The organism is Prosthecodimorpha hirschii, from assembly GCF_001305515.1.
GTDB lineage: Bacteria > Pseudomonadota > Alphaproteobacteria > Rhizobiales > Ancalomicrobiaceae > Prosthecodimorpha > Prosthecodimorpha hirschii.
Genome location: NZ_LJYW01000001.1, coordinates 4369438 through 4392708, shown reverse-complemented (window position 1 = coordinate 4392708; position 23271 = coordinate 4369438). Strand labels below are relative to the sequence as shown.

Sequence of the window (23271 nt, the reverse complement as noted above, 5' to 3'; positions counted from 1 at the left end):
ACGGCAGCCCGGCGGGCAATCGATCGGCGCCGGATACTGCCGCTCTCTTGGCACCGGCACCGGGTGCTCGCCGCGCGACCCAGGCTCCGGCCGTCGTGATCAATCGTCATGGAAAGTTGTTTGATCCTTAACCTTGATGGTGCAATCTGGTCGTTTCCTCAGGAGAGCCCCATCCCGGGGTCGGTCGCGACGATGAACACGCCGAACAAGCCCTCCCACATCCGCCTCACCTCCCATCCCGGCGCCGGCGCGCCGCAGCGCTTTCCGATCCACTGGGGCGCGGCCGATCCGCGCGAGCGCGGGCCGGTGATCGGCACGCTGAGCCGCCCGAACGAGCGCAACGTGATCGGCACCCATGGCGGCGCCTATGCGCTCTACCGCGCGCTCGCCGTCGCCTCCGGCGCGCTCAACCCGATCCAGCGGCCCGACCTGACCAACACCTCGCCGACCACCGAGATCGGTCCCCATCCGCAATGGTCGGATCCGGGCCGGATCGTCTCGCTCGATCCGTTCGGCCACCGGGCGGCGCAGATCTTCGGCCGCGAGATCGCCGAGGGCCACGACATCCGCCCGACCATCGCGATCACCAAGGCGCGGCTGACCGTGCCGGAACTGCGCATCGGCACGCCGGAGAGCCGCCTGCCGATCGACGGCCAGATCGTGCGGCAGCAGGGCGACATCGCCGTCACCAAGGCGGCGGTCGATCCGGTCTGGTACCTGCCCGGCATCGCCGAGCGCTTCGGCACCAGCGAGGATGCGCTGCGCCGGACGCTGTTCGAGCAGACCGGCGGCATCTATCCGGAACTGGTCACCCGGCCCGACCTGCAGGTCTTCCTGCCGCCGATCGGCAACATCACGCTCTACATCTTCGGCGATCCCGCCTCGCTCGCCGACCGGCGCAAGACGCTGGCCTGCCGCGTCCACGACGAGTGCAACGGCTCGGACGTGTTCGGCTCGGACATCTGCACCTGCCGGCCCTATCTGGTCCACGGCATCGAGGAATGCGTGCGCGAGGCCCAGGCCGGCGGCGCGGGCCTGATCGTCTACAACCGCAAGGAAGGCCGCGCGCTCGGCGAGGTGACCAAGTTCCTGGTCTACAACGCGCGCAAGCGCCAGGAGGGCGGCGACCAGGCGGCGACCTATTTCGAGCGCACCGAATGCGTCGCCGGCGTCCAGGACGCCCGCTTCCAGCAGCTCATGCCGGACGTGCTGCATTGGCTCGGCATCACCCGGATCGACCGCTTCGTCTCCATGTCGAACATGAAATACGACGCGCTGGTCGACAGCGGCATCGAGATCGTCGAGCGCGTGCCGATCCCGGACGGGCTGATCCCCGACGATGCCAAGGTGGAGATGGAGGCCAAGAAGGCGGCCGGCTACTTCACCCCGACCGGCGCGCCGAGCGCCGAGCAGCTGAACGCCACCGTCGGCCGCCCGCTCGACCGCTATTGACCGACCGCGGGACGCGCAGGCGACGAGCGCTGCGCGCCCCGATCCGCCGCTGGGCCACGCTGCAGCCTTGATCGCATGGCTGTCTCGCCGCCTCGATCCGCGCCCGTCCCGGCGCGCCGCCGTCTCTCCGCCCGTCAGTTGTCCGACCCTCATCCGTCAGCCGCCGCCGTCCCGCGTATCGCGTCCAGGAACCGTTCATGACCAATACGAAGATCACGTCTTCGATCCCCAAGGAGCGGCTCAATATCGTCGGCCGCAAGCTGCTCTCCGCCCGCGCCGTGCGCGAACGCGCCGCCCAGCTCCTCTCCTACGGTCAATCCGATCGGTTGGACAATTTCACCGTCGACATGAGCCGGCTCGACCCGACCTCGGACTTCGTCCTCAGGGTGATCCGCTCCAACTACCCCAATCTCGGCGTGCCGCCGCATTCGCGCTGGCGGCATTTCGAGCTCGGCGAGTTCGACCGCTGGGGCATGATCGCCGGCACGCGCGACTGGCGCGATCCGGTCGAGCTCGGCCGCGCCGCCTTCGATCTGGCCTTCGTCTCGGTGCTGCTCGATGCCGGCGCCGGCACCAAATGGGCCTATGCGGAATCGGCGACCGGCGAGACCTTCTCGCGCTCCGAGGGCCTGGCCATCGCCAGCCTGGTGATGTTCACCAGCGGCGCCTTCTCGAGCGACCCCTACGATCCGCTGCGCGCCGACGCCCGCGCGCTCGCCGGCCTGACCTACGAGGAACTGGCCGACGGCTTCCAGGTCTCCAACGGCAACCCGCTGATCGGGCTGGAAGGCCGGCTCGGCCTCCTGAACCGGCTCGGCAACGCCATGCAGGAGCGGCCGGACGTGTTCTCCGCGCCCGACGGCATCCGCCCCGGCGGCATGGTCGACATGCTGATCCGCCAGGCCACCGGCACCGGCAAGATCGGCGCGCCGGTGATCCTGGAGGTGCTGCTCGAATCGCTCGGCTCGATCTGGCCGGGCCGCTACATGATGGGCGACGTGGCGCTCGGCGACACCTGGAAGCACCCGAAGGTGATCGCCGGCGACGCCTCCGACGGCCTGCTGCCGCTGCACAAGCTGTCGCAATGGCTGGCCTATTCGCTGATCGAGCCGCTGGTCTGGTCGGGCATGACGGTGACCGATCTCGACGGGCTGACGGGCCTCGCCGAATACCGCAACGGCGGCCTGTTCATCGACATGGGGCTCCTGAAGCCGCGCGACCCGACCGCTTTGCGCCGGCCGCAGAAGCCGGAATCCGAATTCGTGGTCGAATGGCGCGGGCTGACCGTGGCGCTGCTCGACCAGATCGCCGAGGGCGTGCGCAAGCGCCTGTCGCGCACCGCGCAGACCTTCCCGCTCGCCTGCGTGCTGGAAGGCGGCACCTGGTCGGCCGGCCGCCGCATCGCGCGCGAGAAGCGCCCGGACGGCAGCCCGCCGATCATCATCGACAGCGACGGCACGGTGTTCTGAGCCGTTTCTTAGGAGACCGACCCGCGCGCGGCGGCGAGGCCCGCGCCGGGGCGATCACCACATCGCCGCGCCGTGCCGGCCGGGCGCCAGTCCCAGATGGGCGGCAAGCGTCTCGCCGACATCGGCGAAGCCGCGGCGGCCGTAGCCCTCGGGCGTGAGGCCGGGACCATAGGCCAGCACCGGGACCTGCTCGCGGGTGTGGTCGGTGCCGGGCCAGGTCGGGTCGCAGCCGTGGTCGGCGGTCAGCACCAGGAGATCGCCGGCGGCCATCCGGTCGAGGAAGGCCGGCAGCTTCGCGTCGAAGGCCTCCAGCGCCGCCGCATAGCCGGCGACATCGCGGCGGTGGCCGTAGAGCGTGTCGAAATCGACGAAATTGACCAACACAAAGTCGCCGTCGCGCGCGGTCTCCAGCGTGCCGAGCGCGGCTTCGAACAGGGCGTCGTGGCCGGAGGCCTTGACGGCGCGGGTGACGCCCGAGCCGGCGAAGATGTCCGAGATCTTGCCGACCGCGATCACCTGCCGGCCGGCGGCCGCGGCGCGGTCGAGCAGGGTGGGTTCCGGCGGCGGCACGGCATAGTCGCGCCGGTTGCCGGTGCGCGTGAAATGTCCGGCCGTCTCGCCGACGAAGGGCCGTGCGATGACCCGGCCGATGCCGAGCGGATCGCACAGGCCGCGGGCGATCCGGCACAGGTCGTAGAGCCGGTCGAGCCCGAAATGGGTCTCGTGCGCGGCGATCTGCAGGACGGAATCGGCCGAGGTGTAGACGATCGGCCGGCCTGTGCGCAGATGCTCTTCGCCGAGCCGGTCGAGGATTGCGGTGCCCGAGGCGTGGCAGTCGCCGAGGATGCCCGGCAGGCCGCCGCGGCGGATCAGGTCGGCGACCAGCTCCGGCGGGAAGGCCGGCACGGTCGTCGGGAAATAGCCCCAGTCGAAGGTGACCGGCACGCCGGCCAACTCCCAATGGCCCGACGGCGTGTCCTTGCCCTTCGAGCTTTCGACGCCGACCGCCCAGCGGCCGAGATCGGCGCTCCCGTCGAGCCCAGGCGGCCGGCGCCCGGTCGAGGCCTCCGCCGCCGCGCCGAGGCCGAGCCGGTCGAGCCGCGGCAGGCGCAGCGGCCCGGCGCGCAGGTCCGGCCGGTCGGCCGCGCCGCGGGCGGCGGCCTCGGCGATATGGCCGAGCGTGTCGGCGCCGGCATCGCCATAGGCCGCGGCGTCGGGTGCCCCGCCGATGCCGAAGGAATCCAGGATGAACAGGAAGGCGCGGGCCATCACGGCGCCCCGATGCGCGCGGCGACGACCGGATCGGCGGCCGGCGCCTCCGTGCCGACGCGGTAGGCGGCCCGCACGGCGGCGGCCGCGCGTGCGGCGGCGGCGGCGTCACGGGCATGGACGCGCGCCAGCGGCTGGCCGGGCCCGACGGACGCGCCGAGGCCGGCCAGTTCGGTGAAGCCGACCGTCGGGTCGATGGCATCGGCGGCGCGCATCCGGCCGCCGCCGAGTTCGATCACGGCGACGCCGACCGCGCGGGTGTCGATCGCCGCGACGATGCCGGCCTCCGGCGCCTCGACGGCGATCTCGACCGCGGCCCGGGCGAGATGGTCGCCGGGGCGCTCGACCAGATCGCTCGGTCCGCCGAGCGCGGCGACCATGCGGGCGAAGCGCTCCGCCGCGCTGCCGTCGTCGAGCGTGCGGACGAGACGCGCCTGCGCGGCATCCCGGTCGGTCGCAAGGCCGCCGGTCATCAGCATCTCGATGCCGAGTTCGACCGTGACCGCCTCGACGCGCGCGTCGCGCCGGCGCCGGGTCAGGAAGTCGATCGCGTGGCGGACCTCGACCGCATTGCCGGCGGCCGGGGCGAGCGGCTGGTTCATGTCGGTCAGCAGCGCCGTGGTGGCGAGGCCGGCACCGTTGGCGACCGCGACGAGGCTCTCGGCGAGCCCCCCAGCCGCCGCGAAGCTCGCCATGAAGGCGCCGTTGCCCCATTTCACGTCGAGCACCAGGCCCTCGAGGCCGGCGGCGAGCTTCTTCGACAGGATCGAGGCGGTGATCAGGTCGATCGATTCGACCGTCGCGGTCACGTCGCGGATGGCGTAGAAGCGCCGGTCCGCCGGGGCGAGGTCGGGGGTCTGGCCGATGATCGCGGTGCCGACCGTGCGCACAGTTCGGGTGAAGGTGGCGCTGTCGGGCTGGCTGACATAGCCCGGGATGGCGTCGAGCTTGTCGAGCGTGCCGCCGGTATGGCCGAGGCCGCGCCCCGAAATCATCGGCACGAAGCCGCCGCAGGCGGCGACCATCGGGGCCAGCATCAGCGAGACATTGTCGCCGACGCCGCCGGAGGAATGCTTGTCGAGCACCGGCCCGGGCAGGTCCCAGGCCAGCACGGTGCCCGATCCGGTCATGGCGCGGGTCAGCGCGACGCGCTCGGGAAGGGTCATGCCGCGGAAGAACACCGCCATCGCGAAGGCCGCGATCTGGCCCTCCGTGATCGAGCCGTCGGTCAGGCCGGCGACCATGAAGGCGATCTCGGCCTCGCTCAGCGTGGCGCCCTCGCGCTTCTTTCGGATCACTTCCTGCGGCAGCATGGCGGCGACCTCAATAGGAGGCAGGCTGGCCGGCCGCGGCGGCAGTGCCGCCGAGCCGGGCGAGGAGATCGTCGAGCAGGCCGCTCGCCCCGAAGCGGAAGGTGGCCGGCGCGACCCAGTCGGGGCCGAGGATGCGGTCGGCGATGTCCAGATAGTGACCGGCATCTTCCGTTGTGCGGATGCCGCCCGCCGCCTTGAAGCCGCAGGGCCGGCCGGCGTCCCAGATCGCCTGCAGCATGATCTCGGCGGCCTCCGGCGTCGCGTTGACGTCGACCTTGCCGGTCGAGGTCTTGATGAAGTCGGCCCCGGCCGCGATGGCAAGGTCGGCGGCCTGGCGGATCAGCGCCGGGTCGACGAGCCGGCCGGTCTCCAGGATCACCTTGAGCCGGACCGGCGGCGGCGGAAACAGCGCGCGCACGGCCGCGATCATCGCCTCGGCGGCCGCCACATCGCCGGCCATCAGCGCGCGATAGGGCAGCACCAGATCGATCTCGTCGGCGCCGTCGCGCAGCGCCGCCTCGGTCTCGGCGACGACTGCGGCCCGGTCGGTGCCGCCGTCCGGGAAATTGACCACCGTGGCGATTTTGATCGGGCTCGCCGCATCGAGCCGCGCCCGGGCGCGGGCGACGAAGCGCGGCCAGAGGCAGACCGCCGCGACCGGCCCGAACGGCGTCGAGGCCCGGTCGACGAGCGCGTCGACGGCGGCCGGCGTTGAGGCCTCGCCGAGGTCGGTCAGGTCCACGAGCGGCAGGGCGCGGGCCGCGATGGCGGCGAGGCGGACGGTTTCGGGCATGTCAGGCGCCTCCGGTCGGGCCGGCCAGATCGGCCAGGATGGCGAGAAGGAGCGTGCGGAACCGGTCCGCGCCACGCGCCGCCTCGGCCTTGGTCTCCTCGTGGGAGAGCGGGCGGCCGGTCATCCCGGCCCCGAGATTGGTGATCATCGAGAGGCCGAGCAGCCTGAGACCATGATAGCGGGCAAGGATCGCCTCCGGAACCGTCGACATGCCGACCGCGTCGGCGCCGAGCCGGCGCGCCATGCGGATCTCGGCCGGGGTCTCGAAGGACGGGCCGGTGAACCACAGATAGACGCCCTCGCCGAGCGGAATGTCGAGCGCCTTCGCCCGGGCATGGGCGAGCGCGCGCAGTTCGGGATCCCAGGCGTCGACCATGTTGACGAAGCGCGCGTCGCCCTCCCGGCCGATCAGCGGGTTGGGACCGAGCGCGATATGGTCGGCGATCAGCATCGGCGTGCCGGGCGGCATGGCCTCGTCGAGCGAGCCGGCCGCATTGGTCAGGATCAGCGTGTCGGCGCCGAGCGCCTTCAGGGTCGCGATCGCCGGTTCCATCACGTCCGCCCGGCCGGATTCGTAATAGTGCGCCCGACCGGCCATGACGGCGACCGGCACGCCGGCGAGCCGGCCGAGCACCAGTGCGCCGCTATGGCCGGAGACGCCGGTGCGCGGAAAGCCCGGCAGGTCGGCATAGGCGATGCGGGCGGCATCCGCGACCGCGTCGGCGAGGCCCGACAGGCCGGATCCGAGCACGATCGCGACCTTCGGTGCGGGCGCGGCGGGCGCCCAGTCTCGGATGACGGCGGCGAGTTCGTGCGGGGTCATGGCTGAACCGGTGCGGGGTGGAGCGTCACAGATGCTCGGGTCCGAAGGAGATCGGCAACAGTTCGTCGAGGGTCAAGGTCCGGATCCGGCCATCGGCCTCGCGCAGATGGACCCGGGCGGTCAGCCCGCCGAATTCCCGGATCTTCTGCCGGCAGCCGCCGCAGGGCGGGCAGAGCAGTTCCGCGCCGTGCTCGGGGCCGCCGACCACGGCGATCTCGGCGATCTCGGTCGCGCCGGCCAGCACCATGGCGGCGATGGCGCCGGCCTCCGCGCAGGTGCCGAGCGGATAGGCGGCGTTCTCGACATTGCAGCCGGCATGGATGCGGCCGTCGCCGTCGCGGATGGCGGCGCCGACCAGGAAGCGCGAATAGGGCGCATAGGCACGGGCACGCGCGGCGGCGGCGGCGGCGAACAGGGCCTCGAGCGCGACGGCCGATTGCGGCATGATCAGCGGTCCTTCGTGTAGGGGACGCCGGAGGCCCGCGGCGGGATGGCGCGGCCGATGAAGCCGGCCAGCAGCACCACCGTTAGCACATAGGGCAGCGCCTGGAACACCTGCACGGGCACCGGGCCGACCACCGGCAGCGGCGTGCCCTGCAGGCGGATGGCGACGGCATCGAGCAGACCGAACAGCAGGCAGGTCAGCATCGCCGGCACCGGGCGCCATTTGGCGAAGACCAGCGCGGCGAGCGCGATGAAGCCCTTGCCGGCGGTCATGTCGCGGATGAAGCCGGCCGACTGGGCGATCGCCAGATAGGTTCCGGCCAGGCCGCACAGCAGGCCGGCGATCACCACCGCGGCATAGCGCAGGCCGGCGACCGAGATGCCGGCGGTATCGACCGCGTGCGGGTTCTCGCCGACGGCTCTGAGACGCAGGCCGAAGCGGGTCCGGCCGAGCGCGTACCAGGTCACCGGCACCGCCAGGAAGGCGAGATAGACCAGGATGTTGTGGCCGGAGACGACCTCCGACCAGAGCCGCCCGAAGCCGCCGGCCGCGCGCGCGGCGACCTCGCCGGGCAGATCGATCGGCTGGAAGCGGGCGTCGCCCTGCACCGGCGGCGTGCGTCCGCCCTGGGCGAACCAGGCCTGTCCGAGCAGCGCGGTCAGCCCGGCGGCGACGAAATTGATCGCCACGCCGGAGACGATCTGGTTGCCGCGCTGGCTGATCGAGGCGAAGCCATGGACCAGCGAGAAGGCGATCGCGGTCAGGATGGCGGCGAGGAGGCCGAGCCAGGCCGAGCCGGTCACAGCCGCGGCGGCCCCGGCCGCGAAGGCGGCGGCGAGCATCTTGCCTTCGAGACCGATGTCGACGACGCCCGAGCGCTCCGACCACAGCCCGGCCAGACAGGCGAGCAGCAGCGGCACGCTCAGCCGGACGGCGGAACCGAGGACCAGGGCCGCGCTCTCGACGAACTCCATCGCGGGTCCCCTCAGGCTTCGGCGGCGAGCCGCGTGCGGCGGAACAGCCGGACGAGCGGCGGTCGGGCGAGATGTTCGAGCGCGCCGGCGAACAGGATCACCAGCCCCTGGATGACCACCACCATGTCGCGGCTGATCTTCGGCCGCTCGAAGGAGAGTTCCGCCCCGCCCTGGTAGAGCACGCCGAACAGGAAGGCGGCGAGCACGATGCCGAGCGGATGGGCCCGCCCCATCAGCGCCACCGCGATGCCGACGAAGCCCGCCCCGCCGACGAATTCGAGCAGCAGCCGGTTCTGCACGCCCATCACCTCGTTGACCGCGAGCAGGCCGGCGAGCGCGCCGGAAATCATCATGGCGATCATCACCACCCGGGCCGGGTCGATGCCGGCATAGACCGCCGCCGTCGGATTGAAGCCGAAGACGCGCATCTCGTAGCCGAGCCGGGAATGCCAGATCAGCAGCCAGACCAGGAGCGCGGCGAGGCAGGCGAGGAAGAAGGACGGGTTCAGCGGCGAGGTGCCGACATCGAAGCCGAGCGGCAGCAGCATGTCGCGGATCGGCGGCAGCCGGGTCGCCTCCGCGAAGGTGCGCGTCTCCGGGTTCATGGCGCCGGGTTTGCCGAGCACGTTGACCAGCAGATAGACCATCACGGTGGCGGCGATGAAATTGAACATGATCGTCGTGATGACGATGTGGCTGCCGCGCCGGGCCTGCGCCCAGCCGGGCACGAAGGCCCAGCCGGCGCCGAACAGCGCGGCGGCGGCGACCGCGAAGGGCAATACCAGCCACCAGGGCGCACCGTCGAAGGCCAGGCACACGACGGCGACGCCGAGCCCGGCCATGGTCGCCTGCCCCTCCGCGCCGATGTTGAACAGTCCGGCATGGAAGGCGACCGCCACGGCGAGGCCGGTGAAGATGAAGTTGGTCGTGTAGTAGAGCGTGTAGCCGACGCCTTCGGCATAGCCGAGGGCGCCGGAGAGCATGATCCGGACCGCGGCGAGCGGGTTCTCGCCGATCGCCAGCACGACCAGGCCGGAGACCAGGAAGGCGAGCGTCAGATTGACGGCCGGAACCACCAGATAGTCGACCAGCGGGGGCAGTTCGCCGCGGGACCCGCTCATGCCGCCACCCCCGCCATCATCAGGCCGATATCGGCCTCCGGGGTCTCGGGCCGGCATTCGCCGACGATCCGCCCGCCGCACATGCACAGCACCCGGTCGGCGAGGCTGCGGATCTCGTCGAGTTCGGCGGAGACCAGCAGGATCGCCTTGCCGCGGTCGCGCAGCGCGATCAGCCGGCGGTGGATGAACTCGATCGCCCCGATATCGACGCCGCGGGTCGGCTGGCCGACCAGCAGCACGTCCGGATCGCGCTCCATCTCGCGGCCGATGACGATCTTCTGCTGGTTGCCGCCGGAGAAGAGGCCGGTGCGCAGGCGGATGTCCGGCGGGCGCACGTCGTAGCCGCGGAAGCGGTCGGTCGCAGCCGCCCGCACCGCCCGGCCGTCGATCAGGACGCCGGCCTGATAGGCCGGGTCGTCCTGGTAGCCGAGCATGACATTCTCCCAGGCCTCGAGCGCCAGGACGAGGCCCATCCGATGGCGGTCCTCCGGCACATGGGCGAGACCGAGGGCGCGGATCGCGGCCGGATCGAGCCCGCCGATCGCCTCCGCACCGAGCCGGATGCTGCCCGCCGACGGGCGCCGGATGCCGGCGATCGTCTCCAGAAGCTCCGACTGGCCGTTGCCCGCGACGCCCGCGATGCCGACGATCTCGCCGGCGCGGACGTCGAACGTCACCCCCTCGACCAGCCGCGCGCCGCGGCCGTCGCGCACGTCGAGCCCCTCGACGGCGAGCAGCGTGCGGCCGGGCACGGACGACGCCTTGGGCACATGCAGCAGCACGCGCCGGCCGACCATGGCCTCGGCGATCCGCTCCACCGTGGTGGCGGCGGTCGGCCAGGTCGCCACCACCTCGCCGCGGCGCATGACCGAGACGGTGTCGGTGACCGCCATGATCTCGCGCAGCTTGTGGGTGATGATCACCACGGTCTTTCCCTCCGCCTGGAGGCGCCGGAGGATGCGGAACAGGTGATCGGCCTCGGCGGGGGTCAGGACGGCGGTCGGCTCGTCGAGGATCAGCGTCTCGGCGCCGCGGAACAGGGCCTTCAGGATCTCGACGCGCTGCTGCTCGCCGACCGAAAGCTCGCCGACGATCCGGTCCGGATCGACCGTCAGACCGTAGTCGCGGGCGAGCCGCTCGATCAGGCCGCGCGCCCGCGACTCGGCGGCGGCGAGCCGGGGCGCACCCTCCGCGCCCAGGATGACGTTCTCCAGCACCGTGAAGGTCTCGACCAGCATGAATTGCTGGTGGACCATGCCGATGCCGAGCCCGATCGCGTCGGCGCTCGAGCGGATGCGCACCTCGCGCCCGTCGACCAGGATGCGGCCGTGATCGGCCTGGTAGAAGCCGTAGAGGATCGACATCAGCGTCGACTTGCCGGCGCCGTTCTCGCCGACGATGCCGTGGATCGAGCCCTTGTCGACGGTCAGATGGATGTCGCGGTTCGCGTGAACGCCGCCGAAGCGCTTGTCGATGCCGACGAGTTCGATCGCCGGCGGCAGGGCCGGAACCTGGGCATCGGGGATCGGGGCGATCGGCATGCGGCAGGCGGCCTCTCGGCAGGAAACGCGGCCGGCAACCGGTCCGGCATCCGGACCGTCCGGCCCTTCGGTCAGGGTAGCGCCGTTCCGATCTCGATCGTCAAGCCGTCATGGGCCATCTCGTGGCGGATATCCTCCGGGTGATCGAGCATGTCGCGGCTCATATGGGTGAGCACGACGCGCCGGGCGCCGATCTCGGGGAGCTTCGCGGCGAGCGTCGCATAGTCCATGTGGACCGCCATCGGCCGCGCCCGCGTGTAGCATTCGACCGCGAACAGGTCGGCGCCCTGCGCCAGCGGGATCAGGGTGTCGGTCCAGGTCGTGTCGCCGGAATAGACGAAGGTGACGCCGTCCGCGGCGATCCGGTAGCCGTAGCAGCAGGCGAGGTTAGGGTCGTGCTTGACCGGGCGGGCCGTGACGGTCGCCCCGGCGATCGCTGTCGGCTCGGCCGCGGCGATCTCGACGAACCGGATCTCGTAGACGCGCGGCGCAGCCATGAAGCCCGGATAGCAGGCCTCCAGCAGCCGGAGCACGGCCGCCTCCACGCCGGGCGGGCCGGCGATCAGCAGGGGCGCCTTGCGGTTTGAGACGTAGTGCGCGTCGAGGATGAAATAGGGCAGCCCGCCGAAATGGTCGCCGTGAAAATGGGTCAGCAGGATCGCGCCGATCCGGTTCAGGTCGAGGCCGGACGCCTTCAGCCCGTGGAACGCGCTGGCGCCGAGATCGACCAGCATGTCGGTCGCCGCGGTGGCGACATGGATGCAGGTATGGAACCGGCCGCCGGAACCGAAGGCGTCGCCGGAGCCGATGAAGCGGATGTGCATGGGACGTCCTGGATGGGGGAGGCGGAGAGACTTTACGCAGCGGGCAGCGGGCAGCGGGCTGTGGGCCGTGGGCCGTGGGGGAGCCGGGCGCGGGGCGGCGGGCAGGTGCTTAGGCACCGGATGCGAGAAGACGGCGCCCGAACCGGACGCCTCTCCGCTGCCGACTGCCTATTGCCCACGGCCTTCTGATCGGCCGAACCGCCCGCTCCTGTCCTCGCTACCCGATCAGAACGGGCACTTCTTGTCGGCCATGTAGTCGTGCACCTTGATGGTGCCGGCGACGATGTCGGCGGCGGCCTTGTCGGCGGCGGCCTTCATGGCGGCGGTGACCAGCGGCGCGTTGTTGTCGTCCATGGCGTAGCCGACGCCGCCTTCGGCGAGGCCGAGCACCTTGACGCCGGCCGAGAAGGTGCCGGACTTGGCATCCTTGAGGCTGTCATAGACCGCCACGTCGACGCGCTTCAGCATCGAGGTCAGCACCTTGCCGGGATGCAGGCCGTTCTGGTTGGAATCGACGCCGATGCCGAGCTTGCCGGCATCCGCCGCCGCCTGCAGCACGCCGATGCCGGTGCCGCCGGCCGCGTGATAGACCACGTCGGCGCCGCGATCGATCTGCGAACGGGCCAGTTCGCCGCCCTTGACCGGGTCGCTCCAGGCCGCCCCGGTGGTGCCGGTCATGTTCTGGTAGACCTCGATCTTGCCGTTGGTCGCCTTGGCGCCCTGCACGTAGCCGCAGGCGAAGCGGCTGATCAGCGGGATGTCCATGCCGCCGACGAAGCCGATCTTGCCGGACTTGGAGGCCATCGCGGCGAGCACGCCGACCAGATAGGAACCCTCCTGCTCGCGGAACAGGATCGAGCGGACATTGGGCAGGTCGACCACCATGTCGACAATCGCGAACTTGATGTCCGGGAACTCCTTGGCGACCTTCTCGACCGCCTGCGCCTGGCTGAAGCCGATGGCGATGATCGGGTTCTGGCCGCGGCGCGCGAAATTGCGCAGGGCCTGTTCGCGCTGGGCGTCGTTCTGGATTTCGAAGTCGCGATACTCGGCGCCGGCGTCCTTCTTGAACTTCTCGGCGCCCATGAAGGCGGCCTCGTTGAAGGATTTGTCGTTGCGGCCGCCGAGGTCGTAGAGGATCGCGGGCTGGAACTGCTGCGCCGCCGCCGGAGCCGACAGCGCCGCCATGGCCAGGAACAGCGCGGTGACGAATTTCGACATGTCTCACTCCCTCATGCAGCGGCCCGTTACCGCCCGGATGGGCAATGTTGGCATGAAGCGCCGACGCTTGGCGAGCCCCCAGCATGCCGTAGCGGCGTCGCCGGCCGGCCGGCCGAACCGCGCCCGCCGTTAAGAAATGTTGCACGATTGCCACCCAGACTCGGTGAGCCGTCTCAGGGATCAGGAGTTGCTTGAACAGAATCGAGGCATGAGGAAAGATTGTGCAGGTGAAACGACGTGACCCGATCCAGGCCGGCCCGCCGAGGTCTTCCGCCAAGGATCGGATCGAAAGGCGGTGCCGAGTACCGGTCCGGTCCTGACGCCAGACCCGTGCCTTGCATCGTCCGGGAGGAATAGCCGGGAGCCCTCGCAGCCAATGGAGGCTTGCCGTGCATGCTCTCGTCTCTTCGTCGACCCGCCTCATGTCGTGGTCGCACCTCGCGTCTCGGCTCCGCTCCGGATACGCCGCCACCATCGGGCCCCGGACCGTCCTCGCCGTCCTGCTTGCGGCCCTCGCCGCCGGTCCGGCCGCCGCCCAGCGCGGCTATGCCGGCATCGCGCCGGTCGAAGTCGATGTCGCCCTGGTGCTGGCCGTCGACGCCTCGCAAAGCATGGACGAGGACGAACAGCACCTGCAGCGCGACGGCTATGTCGACGCCCTGACCGCCCCGGAGGTCATCCAGGCGATCCGGTTCGGCCGCCATCACCGCATCGCGGTCGCCTATTTCGAATGGGGCAGCATGGACCAGCAGGTCCTGATCGCCCCCTGGACGATCATCGACGGCGAGGACGCCGCGCGCGACTTCGCGGCACGCATCCGCGCCGCCCCGCTCAACAACCTGCAGCGCACCTCGATCAGCGCCGCCCTCGATTTTTCCGGCCAGCTGTTCGCCCGCGCCGGCTTCCGCGCCACCCGCAAGGTGGTCGACGTCTCCGGCGACGGCCCGAACAACCAGGGTCTGGTGGTCTCGGACGCCCGCGACGCGCTGGTCGCGCAGGGCGTGACCATCAACGGCCTGCCGATCGTGATGAAGGACACCACCCTCGACTGGTCGCCGGCCCCGCAGCTCGATCGCTACTACGAGGACTGCGTGATCGGCGGCGAGGGCTCGTTCATGATCCCGGTCCGCGGCATGGAGAATTTCGGCAAGGCGCTGAAGATGAAGCTGATCATCGAGATCGCCGGGCTGCAGCCGGCCCTGCGGGTCGTGCCGGCGGCGGCGACGGGCGCGCCCGCCTGCCGGTTCTATGAGTAGGATCACGCATGCGTGACGGCGCAGGCGGCTGCACGGGCCGCCACGCCCTTCGCGATGCGACCGTTCCGTGACACAGTTTCGATGGCGCCGCCGAAGGACGGGTCCCGGAAGGGTCCGCCGCTTCGCGACGATCCGCCTGGAATTGCGCCGGTTTCGGGGAGGTCCGCCTTGCCAGTCCGCGTCTTCGCCTTGCTTGCCGCCCTCCTCCCGGCCCTGGCCGGGCTTGCCGTCGCGCCGGCCCGCGCCGAGACCCGGGTCGATGTCGAACTGGTTCTGGCGGTCGACATTTCCTATTCGATGGACGAGGACGAGCAGCGCCTGCAGCGTGCCGGCTATGTCGAGGCGATCACCTCCCCGGAGGTCCTGGAGGCGATCCGGCGCGGCCCGAACCAGCGCATCGCGGTCGCCTATGTCGAGTGGGCCGGCGCCGGCGAACAGCGGCTGACCGTCGACTGGACGCTGATCGACGGCAAGGCGACCGCCGAGGCCTTCGTCGCCAAGCTGATGGCCCAGCCGATCCGGCGCGCCTACCGCACGTCGATCTCCGGCGCGCTCGGCTTCTCGGCGCCGCTCTTCGACCGCAACGGCTATGACGGCCTGCGCCAGGTGATCGATGTCTCCGGCGACGGGCCGAACAACCAGGGCCTGCCGGTCGAGGAGGTCCGGCGCGAGGTGCTGGACCGCGGCATCGTCATCAACGGCCTGCCGATCCTGATCAAGCGGCCGAATTTCGGCACCATGGACATCACCGATCTCGACACCTACTACAGCGAGTGCGTGGTCGGCGGCGAGGGCTCCTTCATGGTGCCGATCAAGACGCGCGAGGCCTTCTCGGCGGCCACCCGCATGAAGCTCCTGATGGAGATCGCCGGCGATTTTCCGGCACCTGGGCCGAGCCCGCCCCCCGGCGCGCCGCGCGTCATTCTCGCAGCCGAAAAGCTGAACCCGCTCTGCATGGTCGGCGAGAAGCTGTGGATGGAACGCCAGGACTGGATGCGCAACTGACGGCGCGCCGGCGCCGGCCGGCCCGGACCCACGGTCGTCGACCGCCCGCCGTCGCCGCCTCCGGCGACCGTCCTGCGGAAACCGCCCTCCATCGACCGACATCCGCAGGCCGCCGATCGTCGATGACCCGAGGATGCGGACGGCGCGGCTTCGGTGCATCATAGCGACGGTTCGGGGGGACCGGTCGGCATCGCGGCCGGGCCAGGCCGGATCGCTCCCGCAACTCCGAAGGAATCGGCCGGCCGTGCCCTCTCCCGACCTCTCCCGCGACAGTTTCCCCTTCCCGGTCCTCGTCGCCGATATCGGCGGCACCAATGCCCGCTTCGCGCTGATCGCCGATCGCGGCGCCGACATCGCCGGCTTTCGGACGGTCCACACGGCCGATTTCGCCGACCCGATCGCCGCCATCGAGAGCCTCGGCCATGTCGATCCGGCGCCGCGCAGCGCCGTGATGGCGCTGGCCGCGCCGGTCACCGGCGACGAGGTCGCGCTGACCAACTGTCCCTGGGTGATCCGCCCGCGCGCGATGATCGAGCGCCTCGGTCTCGACGACGTGCTCCTGATCAACGATTTCGAGGCCCAGGCGCTCGCCCTGCCCTCGCTGAAGCTCGACGGGGCCGACCTGATCCAAATCGGCGGCGGAACGGAGCGTGCTTCGGCGACCAAGGTGGTGGTCGGACCCGGCACGGGGCTCGGCGTCGCCACGCTGGTCCACGCGCTCGGGCTCTGGATTCCGGTGCCGGGCGAAGGCGGCCATGTCAGCCTGGGGCCGGAGGCGCCGGACGAGACGCCGGTCTGGGCCGCGATCGAGCGGATCGGCGGGCGCGTCACCGGGGAGACCATCCTGTCCGGCTCCGGCATGCTGCGGCTCGCCCGCGCGGTCGCCGCCGCCCGCGGCCTGCCCTGCCCGTACCGGCATCCGGAAGAGGTCACCGCCGGCGCCGAGGCCGGCGAGGCGATCGGTGTCGAAACGCTGCGCCTGTTCGCCCGCTCGCTCGGCCGCATCGCCGGGGATTTCGCGCTTTCGAGCCTCGCCCGCGGCGGCGTCTACATCGCCGGCGGCATCCCTCAGAAGATCGAACGCTTCCTGACCGACGGCACCTTCCGCGCCGCCTTCGAGGCCAAGGCGCCGCATGCCGCGCTGGTCGCCGGCATCCCGACCTATCTGGTCCGCCATCCGCGTGCCGCCCTGGTCGGCCTCGCCGCCTATGCGGCCCATCCGGAGCGCTACGGCCTCGACCTCGAAGGCCGGCACTGGCGGCGCGGAGGGTGAGCCGGCGGGCGGCGCGGCGACCGCGAGCGCGCCGGTACCGCAACCGGAAGGGCCACAGTCCCCAGCTTTATGCGCCGCGATGGGTTTCGGGGCTGCGGCTGGTCCGCCTCTTGCTTGACGTGACCGGGAAGTCAGGCATTGCGTGACGGCAGCAGCCGGCTCACCATGCCGGTCCGGGCGGATGGGGACGATCGACGATGGCCTTCGTGGAACTCAAGGACATCTGGCTGCGCTACGGCGGCGCGGAGGGCACGCTCGCGCTCAAGAACGCCTCGATGTCGGTGCGCGACGGAGAGTTCGTCGCCGTGGTCGGCCCGTCCGGCTGCGGCAAGTCGACCCTGATGAAGGCGGTGACGGGCCTCTGGCCGCCGACCCGGGGCGAGGTCACGGTGGCCGGCAAGGCGGTCAAGGGACCGGTCGGCATCGTCGGCATGGCGTTCCAGAACTCGGTCCAGCTGCCCTGGCGCAACACGCTCGACAACATCATGCTGCCGCTCGAGATCGTCGAGCCGCACGCCTCCCGGCTCCACGCCCACAAGTCCGACTATGTCGCCAAGGCACGCGAGCTGATGGGTCTGGTCGGGCTGACCGGCTTCGAGAAGCGCTATCCCTGGCAGCTGTCCGGCGGCATGCAGCAGCGCGCCTCGCTGTGCCGCGCCCTGATCCACGATCCCAAGCTCCTGATGCTCGACGAGCCGTTCGGGGCGCTCGACATGTTCACCCGCGAGGAATTGTGGGGCGTCCTGCAGGATCTCTGGATGGCCCGGAAGCCGACCGTGATCCTGGTCACCCACGACCTGCGCGAGGCGGTGTTCCTGGCCGACCGCATCCTGGTCATGAGCGCGCGCCCGGGCCGCTTCGTCGCCGAATACAACGTGCCCTTCCCGCGCCCGCGCACGCTGGAGACCACCTACCTGCCCGATTTCATCGAGATCACCCACATGCTGCGCAGCCTGATCCAGTCGGCGCGGCAGGATGCGGCCTGAGGAGACGATCATGAGCGCCACCGACGGCCCAACCCGCGTCGCCGCCCGCCGCATCCGACGAGATCGATCTCGACCGGGTCGCCCCGCGGCCGTTCTGGAAGCGACCGAAGGTGATCGAGCGGGCGATGCCCTGGATGGTCATCACCGGCTTCATCCTGGTCTGGGAGCTGATCTGCCTGATCTTCCCGATCAAGACCTTCATCCTGCCGGCGCCGCACGTCATCGTGCAGTCGATGATCACTTGGTGGCCGCAGATCCTGGAGAATTCCGGCCAGACCCTGTTCACCACCGTGGTCGGCTTCCTGATCGCGGTCGCGTTCGGGCTCGCCGGCGGCGTGGTGATCGGCTCCTCGACGCTGATCTACAACGGCTTCTATCCGCTGCTGATCGGCTTCAACGCCATCCCGAAGGTCGCCATCGTGCCGATCCTGGTGCTGTGGTTCGGCATCGGCACCGTGCCGGCGATCATCACCGCCTTCATCATCTCCTTCTTCCCGATCCTGGTGAACGTGGCGACCGGCATCGCCACCGTCGAGCCGGAACTGAAGGACGTGCTGCGCGCGCTCGGCGCCTCCAATCGGCAGATCATCATGAAGGTCGGCCTGCCGCGCTCGATGCCCTATTTCTTCGCCAGCCTGAAGGTCGCCATCACGGTCGCCTTCGTCGGCTCGATCATGTCGGAGACGGTCGCCGCGAATGTGGGCATCGGCGCGCTCATGATGGCGGCACAGGGCCGCTTCGAGGTGCCGCTGGTCTTCGCCGGGCTGATCGCCACGGCGGTGATGGGCATCATGCTCTATGTGATCGCCGAGACGATCGAGCGGCGGGTGATCGGCTGGGCGACCCGCGGCATCAACGGCCCCGGCAGCGTGTGAACGGCATCCGATGACACTCAATCCCGACATCCGGCGGATCGAGACCGCCCGCACCATCCTGCGCCCGCATGCGCCGGACGATTTCGACGCCTATGCGGCGCTGTGGGCCGACCCTGAGGTGACCCGCTTCATCGGCGGCAAGCCGTTCACGCGCGAGGCCGCCTGGTCGCGCTTCCTCAACCGGACCGGCCTCTGGCCGCTGCTCGGCTTCGGCTTCTTCGCGGTCACCGACCGGGAGACCGGCGCCTTCCTGGGCGAGGCCGGCTTCCACGACATGAAGCGCGACCTGACGCCCTCGATCGAGGGCAGCCTGGAATGCGGCTGGGGGCTGAGCTCGGCCGTCGCCGGCAAGGGCCTCGCCACCGAGATCGTCACCGCGCTGGTCGGCTGGGCCGGCGAGCATTTCCCGGGCCGGCGGCTGACCGCGATGATCGAGGTCGGCCATGTCCGCTCGGTCCGCGTCGCCGAAAAGAGCGGCTTCACGGCCTTCGCCGAGACCACCTATCTCGGCAAGCCGGTGACCCTGTTCGAGCGCCGACCGTAAGGCGCGGCGCCCGGGGGATCTAACGGCGGTGCCCGTGCGGCCATGGCGGCGGGTGACCGGCGGGGCAATTCGCGGCATCAGCGGCCCCGGCGAAAACGAGGCCGCCGTCGGCGTCTGCGCCGCGTCACTGTCGTCTGGATATCGCCGTGGTTGCAACCTGTCGCGGCGGCGCCGGCCCTGTGCTAGGCTTGTTTCGAGGAGCATCGCCATGAACAAGCGCGTCACCGTCGACCTCGCCGACGACGAAGCCCGGGCCATCGAAGCCGCCGTCGCGGACGGTCGCTTCGCCAGCGAGGCCGAGGCGGTCAGGGCCGCGGTCGCCGCCTGGGCGGCGAACGAAGCCGACGACGCGGATATGCGCGAGGCGGACATCCCGCGCCTGCGCCGGATGGTGGAAGAAGGGCTGGCGAGCGGGCCTTCGCTCGATGCCGACGCCGTTTTCTCGCGGCTGCGCGAGCGCGTTGCCCTCAGGACGTCCGGCCAGTGAGGCTCCGCGTCTCGCCGCGGGCCGCGGACGACCTGGACGCCATAGTCGACTATCTGGCCGAGAACAGTCCCGCTGCGGCCGCCCGCGTTCTGCAGAGGATCGAAGCGCAGGCCCGACAGTTGCTCGAACAGCCCTTCGCCGGGCGCGCACGCCCAGAGCTTGGTGCCGGTCTGCGACACCGGCCCGTCGGCGCCTATCTCATCCTTTACCGCGTCGCCGGCGACGGCGTCGAAATCGTCCGCGTCGTCCATGGCCGGCGCGATCTTGGCGACCTGTCGCTCACCGAAGAGCGCGAATGAGCCGCTGCGCGCGATGGACCCGCAAACCAAGCCACCGCTGCGCTGCCTGCTCCTCCCCGGCCTCGACGGTAGCGGCCTGCTTTTCGAGCCCCTTCTCGGCGTGCTGCCGCCCGATCTCGCGCCGGAGGTCGTCGCCTATCCGGCCGACCGCCCGCTTGGCTATGACGACCTGACACCGTGGGTCGAGGCGCGGCTGCCGCGGGACGAACCCTTCGCCATCATCGCCGAATCCTTCTCCGGGCCGCTGGCAATCCGTATCGCCGCGCGCCGGCCGCCCGGCTTGGTCGCGCTGGTCCTCGTCGCCACCTTCGTCCATCGCCCGGTGCCTTGGCTGCCGGCGGTTCTCGCCCCGCTCGCCCGCCCGCTCCTGTTCCGCCTGCCGCCCTTCGCCGCAGCGGTCCGCTGGTTCCTCGCCGGCGACGACGGCGACGAACTCGCCGCCAAGGTCGCCCGTGTCGTCCGGCGGATCGCGCCCGCGGTGATCGCCTGCCGCGTCCGCGCGGCGCTGACGGTCGACGCCCGCGCCGACCTCGCCGCGGTGGCGGTGCCGATCCTCATCGTCTCGGCGCGGCGCGACCACCTGCTCGGCCCGGGCGCCCCCCACACGATGACCGCCCTCCGCCCCGATGCCGCCCATTGCGAGATCGACGCGCCGCACATGCTCCTGCAGCGACGGCCGCGAGAGGCGGCGGACGCGGTGGCGCCCTTCCTCCGGTCGCTCGGAGCTCGTTGAGCGGCGTGCCCGGTATCACGTTCCGCGCGGCTTGGCCCGGGTGGTGGCCTCGGCCGTGGCCGGGTCGTCCGGCCAGACATGGCGCGGATAGCGGCCCTTCATCTCGGTCCGGACCTCCTTCCAGGAGCCGCGCCAGAAGCCGGGCAGGTCGCGCGTGACCTGGATCGGCCGGTGCGCCGGCGACAGGAGCTCGACCAGCAGCGGCACGCGGCCGTCGGCGATGGCCGGGTGCCGGTCGAGGCCGTAGAGTTCCTGCACGCGGATCGACAGGACCGGCCCGTTCTCGGCCTCGTAGTCGATCGTCGCGTGGGTGCCGGAGGGCGCGGCGAAATGGGTCGGCGCCAGCCGCTCCAGGTCGCGTTTCAGCGACCAGCCGAGGAGATCGTCGAGCGCGGCGCCGAGATCCTCGGCGCGGATGTCGGCGATCGACCGGCGGCCGGCGACATGCGGGGCGAGCCAGGTCTCCAGGCTGTCAGACAGCGCCGGGTCCGAAAGATCGGGCCAGGCCTCCGGATCGGCCCGGCGGGCGAAGCCGACGCGCATGCGCAGCTGGTGCGCCGACTTCGACCACGGCAGCACGGCGAGCCCGCGCCGGCGCACGCCCTGCATCAGGGCCGCCGCGACCCGGTCGGCCGGCGGGTCGGCGACCGGCGTCTCGCCGAGCACCAGGGCGCCGAGGCGGCGCACCCGGCGCGCGCGAACCGCGCCGGCGGCCTCGTCGAAGCGGACATCGACCTCCTCGCGGATATGGCCGGCGAAATCCGCCTCGATCGCCTCGATCGACAGCGGCGCGGCAAGCAGGATGCGGGCGCGCGCCGCCGTCCCCTGCACCTCGGCGACCGCCAGCCAGGGCCGGCGGGCAAGCGCCTCGTGCGGCTCCAGCATCGCGCCGCGCCCGTTCATCAGGCGGAAGCCGCCGGGGGCGCCGCGCGCCTGCGCGACGCGGTCCGGATAGGCGAGTGCGAGCAGGCGCCCGGCATCGGCGGGATCGTTGGAGGCCGACGAGGCCGGCGCGGCTCCGGTGCGACCAGTTCCGGCAAGCCGGGCCCAGCGCTGCGCCAGCCGGCGGGCATCCTCGGCGCGCGGCGAACGGTCCTGGCGCAGGCGGCGGATGCGGTCTTCGAGATCGACCGCCGTGCCGCCGAGCCCGTGTTCGCTGAGGACGGCGGCGATCTCGGCGGCGAGCCGCGCGGCGCCCAGATCGGCGGCCCGCAGGACCATGTGGGCGAGCCGCGGGTGCAGCGGCAGGCGCTGCAGCGCGCGGCCGTCGGCGGTCAGCCGGCCGTCGCCGTCGAGCGCGTCGAGATCCTTCAGGAGCGCGACCGCCTCGTCCCAGGCCGGCTTCGGCGGCGGATCGAGAAAGGCCAACCCGGCCGGGTCGGCGACGCCCCAGGCGGCGAGATCGAGCACGAAGCTCGCAAGATCGGCCTCCAGGATCTCCGGCCGGTCATAGGCGGGCAGCGCAGCCGTCTGCGGCTCGTCCCAGAGCCGGTAGCAGAAGCCCGGCCCGGTGCGGCCGGCGCGGCCGCGGCGCTGGTCGGCGCTGGCGCGCGACACGCGCACGGTCTCCAGCCGGGTCATGCCGGTCGCCGGCTCGTAGCGCGGCACGCGGGCGAGCCCGCTGTCGACCACGATGCGCACGCCCTCGATGGTCAGCGAGGTCTCGGCGATCGAGGTCGCCAGCACCACCTTGCGGCGACCGGGGGCGGCCGGGCGGATCGCCGCGTCCTGTTCGCGCGGGGTCAGGGCGCCGTAGAGCGGCGCGAGGTCGACATCGGCACCGAGCCTGCCGTCGAGCTGTTCGGCTGTGCGCCGGATTTCGGCCTGGCCGGGCAGGAAGGCGAGCACCGACCCGGTCTCCTCGGCGAGCGCCCGCCGCACCGCCGCCGCCATGGCAGCCTCGATCCGCTCGCCGGGATCGCGGCCGAGATGGCGTGTCTCGACGGGGAAGGCGCGCCCCTCGCTGGTCACGACGGCCGCGTCCCCGAGCACCGCATCGCCGAGCACCGCCGCGACACGGGCGCCGTCGAGGGTCGCCGACATGACCAGGAGCCGCAGGTCCGGCCGCAGCGCGCCCTGCGCGTCGAGCGCCAGGGCGAGGCCGAGATCGCCGTCGAGGCTGCGCTCGTGGAACTCGTCGAACAGCACGGCGGCGACGCCGGTCAGTTCCGGATCGTCGAGGATCAGCCGCGTGAACACGCCCTCGGTGACGACCTCGATCCGGGTCCGCGCCGAGACCTTCGCCTCCATGCGCACCCGGAAGCCGACCGTGCCGCCGACCTCCTCGCCGAGCACCGAGGCCATGCGGGCCGCCGCCGCCCGGGCCGCCAGCCGGCGCGGCTCCAGAACGAGGATGCGCCCGTCGCCGCGCCAGCCGGCCCCGAGCAGCGCCAGCGGCACCCCGGTCGTCTTGCCGGCTCCGGGCGGGGCGACCAGCACGACCCGCACCGCCGCATCGAGGCGGGCGAGCAGGTCCGGGAGAACGGCGTCGATCGGCAGCATGGCCGGGGTTCTAGACCATGTCGCGCAACCCCGGCAACGTGTCGCCCGCCACGATCCGGTCGCCTC

22 protein-coding genes are annotated in these 23271 nt (G+C 71.5%); 11 read left to right on the top strand and 11 right to left on the bottom strand.

The window, feature by feature from the left end; all coding sequences use genetic code 11:
- The first annotated feature begins 192 nt into the window (after positions 1 to 192).
- Both ABB55_RS19270 and ABB55_RS19265 read left to right on the top strand, forming a co-directional pair.
- Positions 193 to 1452, top strand: a complete 1260-nt coding sequence (locus ABB55_RS19270; RefSeq protein WP_054360254.1) for a GTP cyclohydrolase II — start codon at positions 193 to 195, stop codon at positions 1450 to 1452.
- 197 nt (positions 1453 to 1649) lie between these two features.
- Complete coding sequence (locus tag ABB55_RS19265; RefSeq protein WP_054360253.1) at positions 1650 to 2921, top strand: URC4/urg3 family protein; 1272 nt, start codon at positions 1650 to 1652, stop codon at positions 2919 to 2921.
- Positions 2922 to 2975: 54 nt separating this feature from the next.
- On the opposite strand, the gene ABB55_RS19260 is transcribed toward ABB55_RS19265, so the two are convergent.
- The 10 genes from ABB55_RS19260 to ABB55_RS19215 form a co-directional block, all read right to left on the bottom strand.
- Entirely contained in the window at positions 2976 to 4190 is a 1215-nt protein-coding gene (locus ABB55_RS19260; protein ID WP_054360252.1) for a phosphopentomutase, read from the bottom strand.
- Positions 4190 to 5503 (bottom strand): thymidine phosphorylase, encoded by a 1314-nt coding sequence (gene deoA / locus ABB55_RS19255; protein ID WP_054360251.1) that lies wholly within the window; start codon positions 5501 to 5503, stop codon positions 4190 to 4192. Before deoA ends, ABB55_RS19260 begins: the two co-directional genes overlap by 1 nt.
- A gap of 10 nt (positions 5504 to 5513) precedes the next feature.
- Positions 5514 to 6296, bottom strand: coding sequence for a deoxyribose-phosphate aldolase (deoC, locus tag ABB55_RS19250; RefSeq protein ID WP_054360250.1), 783 nt, complete (start codon positions 6294 to 6296; stop codon positions 5514 to 5516).
- 1 nt (position 6297) lies between these two features.
- On the bottom strand, positions 6298 to 7119 hold the full coding sequence (locus ABB55_RS19245; RefSeq protein ID WP_054360249.1) for a purine-nucleoside phosphorylase: 822 nt from the start codon (positions 7117 to 7119) through the stop codon (positions 6298 to 6300).
- Between the two features lie 25 nt (positions 7120 to 7144).
- A complete protein-coding gene (locus ABB55_RS19240) occupies positions 7145 to 7564 on the bottom strand; it encodes a cytidine deaminase (RefSeq protein WP_054360248.1) in 420 nt (139 codons plus the stop codon).
- Between the two features lie 2 nt (positions 7565 to 7566).
- Positions 7567 to 8538: an ABC transporter permease gene (locus ABB55_RS19235; protein WP_054360247.1), complete on the bottom strand. Its 972-nt coding sequence runs from the start codon at positions 8536 to 8538 to the stop codon at positions 7567 to 7569.
- Between the two features lie 11 nt (positions 8539 to 8549).
- On the bottom strand, positions 8550 to 9659 hold the full coding sequence (locus tag ABB55_RS19230) for an ABC transporter permease (protein ID WP_054360246.1): 1110 nt from the start codon (positions 9657 to 9659) through the stop codon (positions 8550 to 8552).
- Positions 9656 to 11200 (bottom strand): ABC transporter ATP-binding protein, encoded by a 1545-nt coding sequence (locus ABB55_RS19225; RefSeq protein ID WP_054360245.1) that lies wholly within the window; start codon positions 11198 to 11200, stop codon positions 9656 to 9658. Before ABB55_RS19225 ends, ABB55_RS19230 begins: the two co-directional genes overlap by 4 nt.
- 71 nt (positions 11201 to 11271) lie before the next feature.
- Positions 11272 to 12024: an MBL fold metallo-hydrolase gene (locus tag ABB55_RS19220; protein ID WP_054360244.1), complete on the bottom strand. Its 753-nt coding sequence runs from the start codon at positions 12022 to 12024 to the stop codon at positions 11272 to 11274.
- A 225-nt stretch (positions 12025 to 12249) separates the two neighbouring features.
- The gene (locus tag ABB55_RS19215; RefSeq protein WP_054360243.1) at positions 12250 to 13245 is read right to left on the bottom strand and encodes a BMP family lipoprotein; all 996 of its coding nucleotides are present in this window, start codon (positions 13243 to 13245) and stop codon (positions 12250 to 12252) included.
- A gap of 422 nt (positions 13246 to 13667) precedes the next feature.
- Here ABB55_RS19215 and ABB55_RS19210 point away from each other — a divergent pair, with 422 nt between their 5' ends.
- From ABB55_RS19210 to ABB55_RS19170, 9 genes are all read left to right on the top strand, one after another.
- Positions 13668 to 14501: a DUF1194 domain-containing protein gene (locus tag ABB55_RS19210; protein WP_083463759.1), complete on the top strand. Its 834-nt coding sequence runs from the start codon at positions 13668 to 13670 to the stop codon at positions 14499 to 14501.
- A gap of 168 nt (positions 14502 to 14669) precedes the next feature.
- A complete protein-coding gene (locus ABB55_RS19205) occupies positions 14670 to 15506 on the top strand; it encodes a DUF1194 domain-containing protein (protein ID WP_054360242.1) in 837 nt (278 codons plus the stop codon).
- Between the two features lie 244 nt (positions 15507 to 15750).
- Positions 15751 to 16779 (top strand): glucokinase, encoded by a 1029-nt coding sequence (locus ABB55_RS19200; protein WP_054360241.1) that lies wholly within the window; start codon positions 15751 to 15753, stop codon positions 16777 to 16779.
- A 197-nt stretch (positions 16780 to 16976) separates the two neighbouring features.
- Positions 16977 to 17765, top strand: a complete 789-nt coding sequence (locus ABB55_RS19195; protein WP_152982109.1) for an ABC transporter ATP-binding protein — start codon at positions 16977 to 16979, stop codon at positions 17763 to 17765.
- 110 nt (positions 17766 to 17875) lie between these two features.
- Positions 17876 to 18640, top strand: a complete 765-nt coding sequence (locus ABB55_RS19190) for an ABC transporter permease (protein WP_054360240.1) — start codon at positions 17876 to 17878, stop codon at positions 18638 to 18640.
- A 10-nt stretch (positions 18641 to 18650) separates the two neighbouring features.
- Positions 18651 to 19184 (top strand): GNAT family N-acetyltransferase, encoded by a 534-nt coding sequence (locus ABB55_RS19185; RefSeq protein WP_054360239.1) that lies wholly within the window; start codon positions 18651 to 18653, stop codon positions 19182 to 19184.
- A 208-nt stretch (positions 19185 to 19392) separates the two neighbouring features.
- The gene (locus tag ABB55_RS19180) at positions 19393 to 19671 is read left to right on the top strand and encodes a type II toxin-antitoxin system ParD family antitoxin (RefSeq protein ID WP_054360238.1); all 279 of its coding nucleotides are present in this window, start codon (positions 19393 to 19395) and stop codon (positions 19669 to 19671) included.
- On the top strand, positions 19668 to 19970 hold the full coding sequence (locus ABB55_RS19175) for a type II toxin-antitoxin system RelE/ParE family toxin (RefSeq protein WP_054360237.1): 303 nt from the start codon (positions 19668 to 19670) through the stop codon (positions 19968 to 19970). Before ABB55_RS19180 ends, ABB55_RS19175 begins: the two co-directional genes overlap by 4 nt.
- A 13-nt stretch (positions 19971 to 19983) precedes the next feature.
- Entirely contained in the window at positions 19984 to 20703 is a 720-nt protein-coding gene (locus ABB55_RS19170) for an alpha/beta fold hydrolase (protein WP_054360236.1), read from the top strand.
- A 15-nt stretch (positions 20704 to 20718) separates the two neighbouring features.
- Here the strand turns inward: ABB55_RS19170 and hrpB are convergent, their stop codons facing one another.
- Positions 20719 to 23205: an ATP-dependent helicase HrpB gene (gene hrpB, locus ABB55_RS19165; protein WP_054360235.1), complete on the bottom strand. Its 2487-nt coding sequence runs from the start codon at positions 23203 to 23205 to the stop codon at positions 20719 to 20721.
- Between the last annotated feature and the right edge of the window lie 66 nt (positions 23206 to 23271).